The sequence below is a fragment of the Halobacillus sp. BBL2006 genome, from assembly GCF_000786645.1.
In the GTDB taxonomy this organism is placed as follows: Bacteria; Bacillota; Bacilli; order Bacillales; family Halobacillaceae; genus Halobacillus.
Window position 1 is genome coordinate 1 of sequence record NZ_JRNX01000220.1, and the last position, 7189, is coordinate 7189.

The window sequence follows — 7189 nt, forward strand, 5'->3', positions numbered from 1 at the left end:
GCCTATCTCCTTCTCCCACGGGAGTCTCGCAGCTTCCCAACCACCCGTCCGATGTAGGTGAATAATGAACTCACCTTCACGGATGGAGCCTCTTCCTCAGCGCCTGCCCCACGGAAAGCGAACCTTTTCCCGCAGCCCCAAACTCACACGAATGTCTCGAAACTGGGTCTTCCAGAATCGGGAGCTTTTATGGAATAAGAAGAATCAACAAAAAGGTTTAACATCCCTCGTTGTATAGCAGGAATATCCGAATCATTGATGAAATATTAATATGGGAGTAATATTCCATTATTTTAAGGAGGACATTTTATCATGCTAAAAATTTTCACTTTTTCTCACTCAAATGCAGGGGTGAAAGCAAATTAATATCTAAATCGCTTTAGCTCCTGCTTTCTATCGGATACTGAAGCAGGAGGATCACATTTTGAAGAAGCACACATTAGCTGCACATAACATTCGTTTTTTATTCTGGGCGGAACTATTCGGAAGTGTCCGCTTTATTCAGCCTGTCCTGACTTTATTTTATTTTTCACGCGGGCTCGATGAATCAAGTGTTCTCATCGTCATGATGTTTTTCAGCATTGGAGTGCTTGCCGGAGAAATTCCTACCGGTGTTTTTGCTGACCGCTTTGGTGCTAAACGATCTTTTTTATTAGGAGCATTGCTGGCGATCTCGAGCCACTCGATTTTATTGATCGCCTTCGAACCATGGATATTTTTCTTAAGCTCGTTCTTAACTGGGTTTGCGGCTACTTTTTTCAGTGGGGCCGATGAAGCCCTGATCTATGAATCGCTCAAATCGTCCGAAGAAGAACGATATATGGACAAAGCGATGGGAGAAATCAGCTCGGCAAAATTCGTCGTGTCGATCCTAGTCGTTATTGTCGGTGCTTTCCTTGCCAAAGACTTAACCGAGCAACAGTTTCAATTGCTTATCGTAATGAGTATCCTGTTCATGGCCATTCAATTGGTTTTACTTTTGTTCATTAAAAACCTGCCTACTCAAGGTGGTTTCACACAACCAATGATGAAACAAGTCATGGATGGTTTAAAGGCGATCCGGCATACACCACAAGTGTTATGGATGTTTATCAATATTTCGTTAGTTTTCATACCAGCAACGGCTATTTTCGAAAAATTTGATCAAAAACTCCTTGTCGATGCCGGCCTTCCTGTCTATTGGATAGGAATGGTGTATGCAGTAGCTGCTCTCATAGGATTTGTGGCAGCCCGTTCCATCGGCTGGATGACAAGAAAAATCAACCGCGTTTCTTTGTTGTTCCTTACAGGAATGTTAGCCGTTGGCGGACTGACGATTGTTGCACTTTTCGACACTTATTTGTGGGTCGTACTCGGCGTGCTCCTTGTTCTTAAACTCGTCAGTGCCATCCGCTATCCGGTGTACTCTCAACTTTCCAACGATGTCATTCCATCGAATGTCCGGGCGACAACCATTTCTTTATTGTCGATCTTAGACTCCGGCTTTGATTTAGTCATTTTCACAACAGTAAGCGGAATTGCGCTCTCTGGTTTTACACCGATGTTCTTAGCCTGTGCAGGAATTGCCTTAGCAGGAACACTGATTCCCATTAAAATTAAACAGTAAATAAGCCATCTGCTTTTCGGCAGGTGGCTTTACTTTTTTAGAAATATATTTAGGAAAGCGTGAATTCTTCTTTAATCATTCCATACACAGCAATGTCTTTAAATTCACCTCTGTGCAGCATATCCTGCTTTAATGTTCCTTCATAGCTCAGTCCGGCTTTTTGCATCACTTTCGAGGAAGCCGGGTTCCCTGTCATAGCTGCCGCCCAAATCCGGTTAAGATTTAATTCTTCAAAACCGAATTTCACTAGACGTTTAGCCGCTTCAGTCGCATAGCCTTTGCTCCAGTAAGGCTTTCCTACCCAATAGGCCAGTTCGCCTTTCGAATGTTTATCATCCACCCTCAACGTCATTGTTCCGATCAGTCGTTTTGATTGCTTATCGATCATCGCTAGTGGATAGGCCGATCCTTTTTCTATCCAATCCTTATGTAATCCAATCCATTCGTTCGCATCATCGACCGTATAGGGATGCGGCACGAAGGTTGTGGCTGCGACATCCCAAACTCCTGCCAGCTTTGCAACTTCTGCTGCATACGATCGTTCGTAAGGTTCTAAATAAAGTCTGTCGGTTTCAAATTTTACACTCATGGTGATGCCTCCTTTTCTGATAATACCCTTTATTCTTACATAAGTGGCTGCTTTTTGAAAGTTGGTCTAAGTGCCTTTTGTAATAATTCCTGACGTTTGTGGAAAAATGAGCACAAATGAGCGATTTGAGGCTCAATCACAAGAAGGAAGCAGGTGTTGATATTGGAACTTAATCAAAACAATTATCGTGCAGGAGATATCGTATATGTCATTTATCGTAATCCTCACACATATGATGTGGCCAATGTTCAGGAAGCCGCTGTAGTCAATAACCCTGAACAGCCGGGGGAATTGGCTTTATTCTTATACGAAACCTATTTCCCTCTCGATTCTGATATCGCGGTATATGCATCAGAAGGAGAAGCTGAGCGCGCCTATCACGACGCATTCGGCGGCACAGATTCGGAGGGACAGCTGTGGTAAAGCCGTTTGTTCCTGAGTTGGTATATATCGAGCCAAGGGCATTGGAGTACCCTCTAGGCCGTGAATTAAAAGAAAAATTTGAAAAGATGGGAATCGAGATTCGAGAGACGACCTCCCACAATCAAGTACGAAACTTGCCAGGGGAGAACGATTTTCAGAAATATCGGATGGCAAAATCGACATTGGTCGTCGGAGTGAGAAAAACGTTGAAGTTTGATACCTCTAAACCCTCGGCTGAGTATGCGATCCCGCTCGCTACGGGATGCATGGGGCATTGCCATTACTGCTATTTACAGACGACAATGGGGAGTAAACCGTACATCAGAACTTACGTAAATGTCGAAGAAGTGTTCGACGCTGCTGAGCAATATATGAAAGAACGAATGCCGGAGGAAACAAGATTCGAGGCTTCTTGTACGTCTGATATTGTTGGAGTCGATCACCTGACTCATTCTCTGAAGCGTGCGATTGAATATTTCGGAGAATCCGAACATGGACGCCTTCGATTCGTGACCAAATTCGCCCATGTTGATCATTTACTTGATGCCAAACACAATGGCCGCACGCGTTTCCGTTTCAGTATGAATGCGGATTATGTGATCAAATACTTGGAACCGGGAACCTCACGCTTAGATGAACGGATCGAAGCGGCAGCTAAAGTAGCAAACGCCGGATATCCCCTTGGGTTCATCATCGCCCCTATTTATCTTTATGAAGACTGGAAAGAAGGATATCGGATCCTTTTTGAAAAATTACATGCCAAGCTTCCGGACTATGCAACAAGAGATCTCACCTTCGAGCTGATCCAGCACCGTTTCACGAAACCGGCGAAAAGAGTCATCCAAAAAAACTATCCGATGACGAAATTAGAAATGGATGAGGAAAAACGAAAGTATAAATGGGGACGTTATGGAATTGGTAAATATGTGTATCAAAAAGATGAACAAGAAGAAATGAAATCAACGCTTGGTGGATACATTAACCAATACTTCCCTGAAGCACAATTAGAATACTTCACTTAATGATTATCCCTTTCCTCAGGAACTTCTGGAGGTGAGGGATATTGTTTTTACACATACTTATGTACGCATTCCCGATATTTAACAAACCCATTTTTCTCATAAAATTGTTTTGCTTCCAGATTATCGATCCAATAATCCAACTCTATTTCAGTAGCTTGATGAGTTTCGGCAAGACCCTCGACAGCCTTCATGAGACGCTGCCCGCACCCGATGTTTCTATAACGTTCCTCTACACTAATCTGGTGAACGTAAATGGAGGTATACGACTTTTTAAAGGGGTTCTCGGGATACGCCCTTATTTCTACCCATGCATAGCCTCTTGCTTTTCCGTCCACTTCCACAACGAAGAAGATAAAACGGGGATTATTAATCATATTTTCAAAAAATGACTTCACCTGTTGATAATCATAAGGTTTGAAATACCGAGGATAAAGTTCAACATGAAGTGTATGTACATGTTCATTTAACTCAGCAATCAATGCAAAATCGTTCGTTTCTTTAATCACCATACTTTTTTCTCCCTTCCCTTCTATTATCGGTATTATTTCTAATATTGGACAGTCTCTGTTTTATTTTTTCCTAAAAGTGGAATAACCCATAACATATTTCAATTCAATCAAGGAGGAATGACATCATGGATCGAATGAACAGACAAACCCAGGGACAAAAAGGCCAGGAGCAATCCCATCAACCCGGAAGTGAATCAAAAATGGACCCACAGCCGCTTCAAGCGGATGAAGATTACCAAAGTGGCAATAAATTGAAAGGGAAGGTCGCCCTCATTACAGGTGGCGACAGTGGAATCGGTCGATCTGTAGCCATCGGTTATGCCAAAGAAGGTGCTGACGTCGCCATTTCTTACCTGGAAGAGCATGAAGATGCGGAATGGACGAAGAAAAAAGTCGAAGAACAAGGCCGCCGTGCGATTTTACTTGCTGGAGACGTCGGTGAAGAATCCGTATGTAAGGAGGCCGTTGATCGTACAGTGAATGAGCTTGGACAACTTGATATTCTAGTTAATAATGCGGCTGAACAGCATCCGACTGATGACATTATGAATATCTCGACCGAGCAGTGGGAACGGACGTTTAAGACCAATATCCATTCTATGTTCTATTTAACAAAAGCAGCACTCCCTCATATGAAAAAAGGAAGTGCAATCATTAACACAGCATCCGTAAATCCTTATATCGGCAATGAGCACCTTGTTGATTACACCACTACAAAAGGGGCCGTTGTTGCTTTTACCCGCTCTATGGCCAAACAATTAGTCGGAAAAGGAATCCGTGTGAACGGAATTGCTCCAGGACCAATTTGGACACCGCTGATTCCGTCCACTTTTGATGAAGAAAAAGTAGAACAGTTTGGCACTAACACGCCAATGGGACGCCCTGGGCAGCCAGTAGAACATGTTGGCAGCTATGTATTGCTTGCGTCCGATGATTCTACTTATATGACAGGACAATTCATCCATATCAACGGTGGAATGTTCACCTCAAGTTAAAGAGTTAATTCTTGCAAATCCGGTCTCCCCTTAACAAAATAAGAGGAGAGAGGAGAACGTATCATGCCAGAAGGTCCAGAAATACGACGAGCCGCCGATCAAGTACAAAAAGCTTTAATAGACAAGCCTATACTGGAAATTTCATTTCCCTTTGAACATCTCCAACCGTACGAAGAAACCTTTAGCGGAGCGATGATTCTTAAGGTTGAAACAAAGGGCAAAGCGATGTTGATCCGCTTCAATAATGGCTATACCATCTATTCGCACAATCAACTTTATGGAAAATGGTATGTCCGTAACACTTATAATTATCCAAAGACCAATCGACAATTACGCTTAGCCATTCATAACGAAAAAAAATCAGCCCTATTATATAGTGCATCTGACATTGAAGTGCTGAGAGATGAAGAAGTATCTGCCCATCCTTTTATTTCAAAAGTCGGTCCTGATTTATTGAATGAAGATGTTTCAGTGAAAGATTTAATGGAGCGCTTCAGGGATCAGCGTTTTCACCGTAGGAAATGGACCTCCCTGCTTCTCGATCAAGCCTTTATTGCAGGAATCGGAAATTACTTGCGTAGTGAAATTATGTTCGTAGGGAAAGTACACCCTGATCGAAGACCGATGGATTGTAGTGAAGAAGAGTTGGAAAAAATCGCTGAAGCATGTATTGAATTGATGTGGCGTTCTTATACCAACAAAGGAATTACGAATGACCTCGAATTGGCAAAAAAACTTAAAGAAAAAGGTGCCAAACGATACGAATATCGACACTGGGTTTTCAATCGTGAAGGACAGCCATGTCGAATCGATGGAACCGAAATCATTAAATTCAGAGCAGGATCAAGACGGTGTTATTACTGTCCGACTTGCCAAAAGTAAATCCCCGAACCACGTATCCGTGATTCGGGGATTTATGTGTTTATCTTCCGAGCCAGCCTCCGTCAACAGCGAGTTGATGGCCGTGCACATAGTCTGAAGCATTGGAAGCAAGAAAAACAGCCGTACCTTTAAAGTCTTCTGGTTTCCCCCAATCCCCAGCAGGGATCCGGTCCAAAATTTGCTTGTTTCGATTATCATCATTGATCAGTGCTGTATTCATTTCCGTAGCGATATAACCAGGCACAATCGTATTTACATTCACATGATGCTGCGCCCATTCATTAGATAAAGCCTTCGTTAATTGAGACACTCCACCCTTGGAAGCTGCATATGCCGGAACATTGATACCTCCCTGATAAGAGAGTAGCGAAGCGAAGTTGATGATTTTTCCACTCTTTTGCGGAACCATATATTTTCCTGCTTGTTGACATAGGATCCAGGTTGTTTTTAGATTGATATTCAGAACTTCATCCCAATCTTCCTCAGGAAAATCAACCGCTGGCGAACGCCTTTGAATACCTGCCGCATTCACAAGAATATCGATCTGGCCGAAATGTTCAACAACAGCAGGAATAGCTCCTTTCACTTCTTCAATGTTATTTAGATCACATTGTATAATCTCACAGCGACGGCCTAGGTTTTCTACTTCCTCTTTTACGTCCGTTTTTTCTGGACTTCTTTGTAATAAGGCAAGGTCAGCCCCCGCTTCTGCTAAAGCTATCGCAACGGAGCGGCCAATTCCTCGTGTACACCCAGTAACAGCAGCAACTTTTCCATTCAATTGAAATAAGTTTTGACTCATTAGATTTAAATCCCCTTTTCTCTAATTAGTAGAGCGCTTTCAAAAACTCTCTGTGTACTCTTTCGACTAAACTAAAAAAAATCCTTTCTTTATATATAATAAATCAAGAAATATTTTTTCTCAAATAAGCGAGTTATGATCAAGGTGGTCAGACTTTGTTAACGGCTTTAATTTGTTGTGAGGTTATTCAACAAACGTGCAAGATTATTGAAGACTCGATTTCGAGATAACTTGGGTCCGTTGCCATGAAAGAGTCAGGGGTGGCTGGGAAACAACTTGCTTTCCTGCGGGGATGACGACAAGCCTCCTCGTACTCTGTCGAGGCCACTGAAAAACTAACTTAATTTCAAAATTTACTGAC

The 7189-nt window shown here is 42.5% G+C and carries 8 protein-coding genes; 5 read left to right on the top strand and 3 right to left on the bottom strand.

Annotation, left to right across the window (positions count from 1 at the left end):
- Positions 1-424: 424 nt before the first annotated feature.
- Positions 425-1606, top strand: coding sequence for an MFS transporter (locus LD39_RS07495; protein ID WP_035544705.1), 1182 nt, complete (start codon positions 425-427; stop codon positions 1604-1606).
- 49 nt (positions 1607-1655) lie between these two features.
- Here LD39_RS07495 and LD39_RS07500 read toward each other — a convergent pair whose 3' ends face one another.
- On the bottom strand, positions 1656-2195 hold the full coding sequence (locus LD39_RS07500; protein WP_035544708.1) for a GNAT family N-acetyltransferase: 540 nt from the start codon (positions 2193-2195) through the stop codon (positions 1656-1658).
- Positions 2196-2357: 162 nt separating this feature from the next.
- Here LD39_RS07500 and LD39_RS07505 point away from each other — a divergent pair, with 162 nt between their 5' ends.
- Both LD39_RS07505 and splB read left to right on the top strand, forming a co-directional pair.
- Positions 2358-2618 carry a transcriptional regulator SplA domain-containing protein gene (locus tag LD39_RS07505; RefSeq protein ID WP_035544720.1) on the top strand — a complete coding sequence of 87 codons (261 nt, stop codon included), beginning with the start codon at positions 2358-2360 and terminating at the stop codon, positions 2616-2618.
- On the top strand, positions 2612-3640 hold the full coding sequence (gene splB / locus LD39_RS07510) for a spore photoproduct lyase (RefSeq protein WP_035544711.1): 1029 nt from the start codon (positions 2612-2614) through the stop codon (positions 3638-3640). The genes LD39_RS07505 and splB overlap by 7 nt, the downstream gene beginning before the upstream one ends.
- A gap of 47 nt (positions 3641-3687) precedes the next feature.
- Here splB and LD39_RS07515 read toward each other — a convergent pair whose 3' ends face one another.
- Entirely contained in the window at positions 3688-4149 is a 462-nt protein-coding gene (locus LD39_RS07515) for a GNAT family N-acetyltransferase (protein WP_035544713.1), read from the bottom strand.
- Positions 4150-4274: 125 nt separating this feature from the next.
- Here LD39_RS07515 and LD39_RS07520 point away from each other — a divergent pair, with 125 nt between their 5' ends.
- Together LD39_RS07520 and nei are read left to right on the top strand one after the other, a co-directional pair.
- Positions 4275-5144 (top strand): SDR family oxidoreductase, encoded by an 870-nt coding sequence (locus LD39_RS07520; RefSeq protein WP_035544715.1) that lies wholly within the window; start codon positions 4275-4277, stop codon positions 5142-5144.
- Positions 5145-5207: 63 nt separating this feature from the next.
- Positions 5208-6026, top strand: a complete 819-nt coding sequence (gene nei, locus LD39_RS07525) for an endonuclease VIII (protein ID WP_035544717.1) — start codon at positions 5208-5210, stop codon at positions 6024-6026.
- A 40-nt stretch (positions 6027-6066) separates the two neighbouring features.
- On the opposite strand, the gene LD39_RS07530 is transcribed toward nei, so the two are convergent.
- The gene (locus tag LD39_RS07530; protein ID WP_035544718.1) at positions 6067-6828 is read right to left on the bottom strand and encodes an SDR family oxidoreductase; all 762 of its coding nucleotides are present in this window, start codon (positions 6826-6828) and stop codon (positions 6067-6069) included.
- Positions 6829-7189 lie beyond the last annotated feature (361 nt).

What these genes read in the sequence shown, in the direction of transcription:
- LD39_RS07500 (WP_035544708.1), bottom strand. Translation starts at nt 2,195, where the DNA reads ATGAGTGTAAAATTTGAAACCGACAGACTTTATTTAGAACCTTACGAA.
- LD39_RS07515 (WP_035544713.1), bottom strand. Translation starts at nt 4,149, where the DNA reads ATGGTGATTAAAGAAACGAACGATTTTGCATTGATTGCTGAGTTAAAT.
- LD39_RS07520 (WP_035544715.1), top strand. Translation starts at nt 4,275, where the DNA reads ATGGATCGAATGAACAGACAAACCCAGGGACAAAAAGGCCAGGAGCAA.
- LD39_RS07530 (WP_035544718.1), bottom strand. Translation starts at nt 6,828, where the DNA reads ATGAGTCAAAACTTATTTCAATTGAATGGAAAAGTTGCTGCTGTTACT.
- nei (WP_035544717.1), top strand. Translation starts at nt 5,208, where the DNA reads ATGCCAGAAGGTCCAGAAATACGACGAGCCGCCGATCAAGTACAAAAA.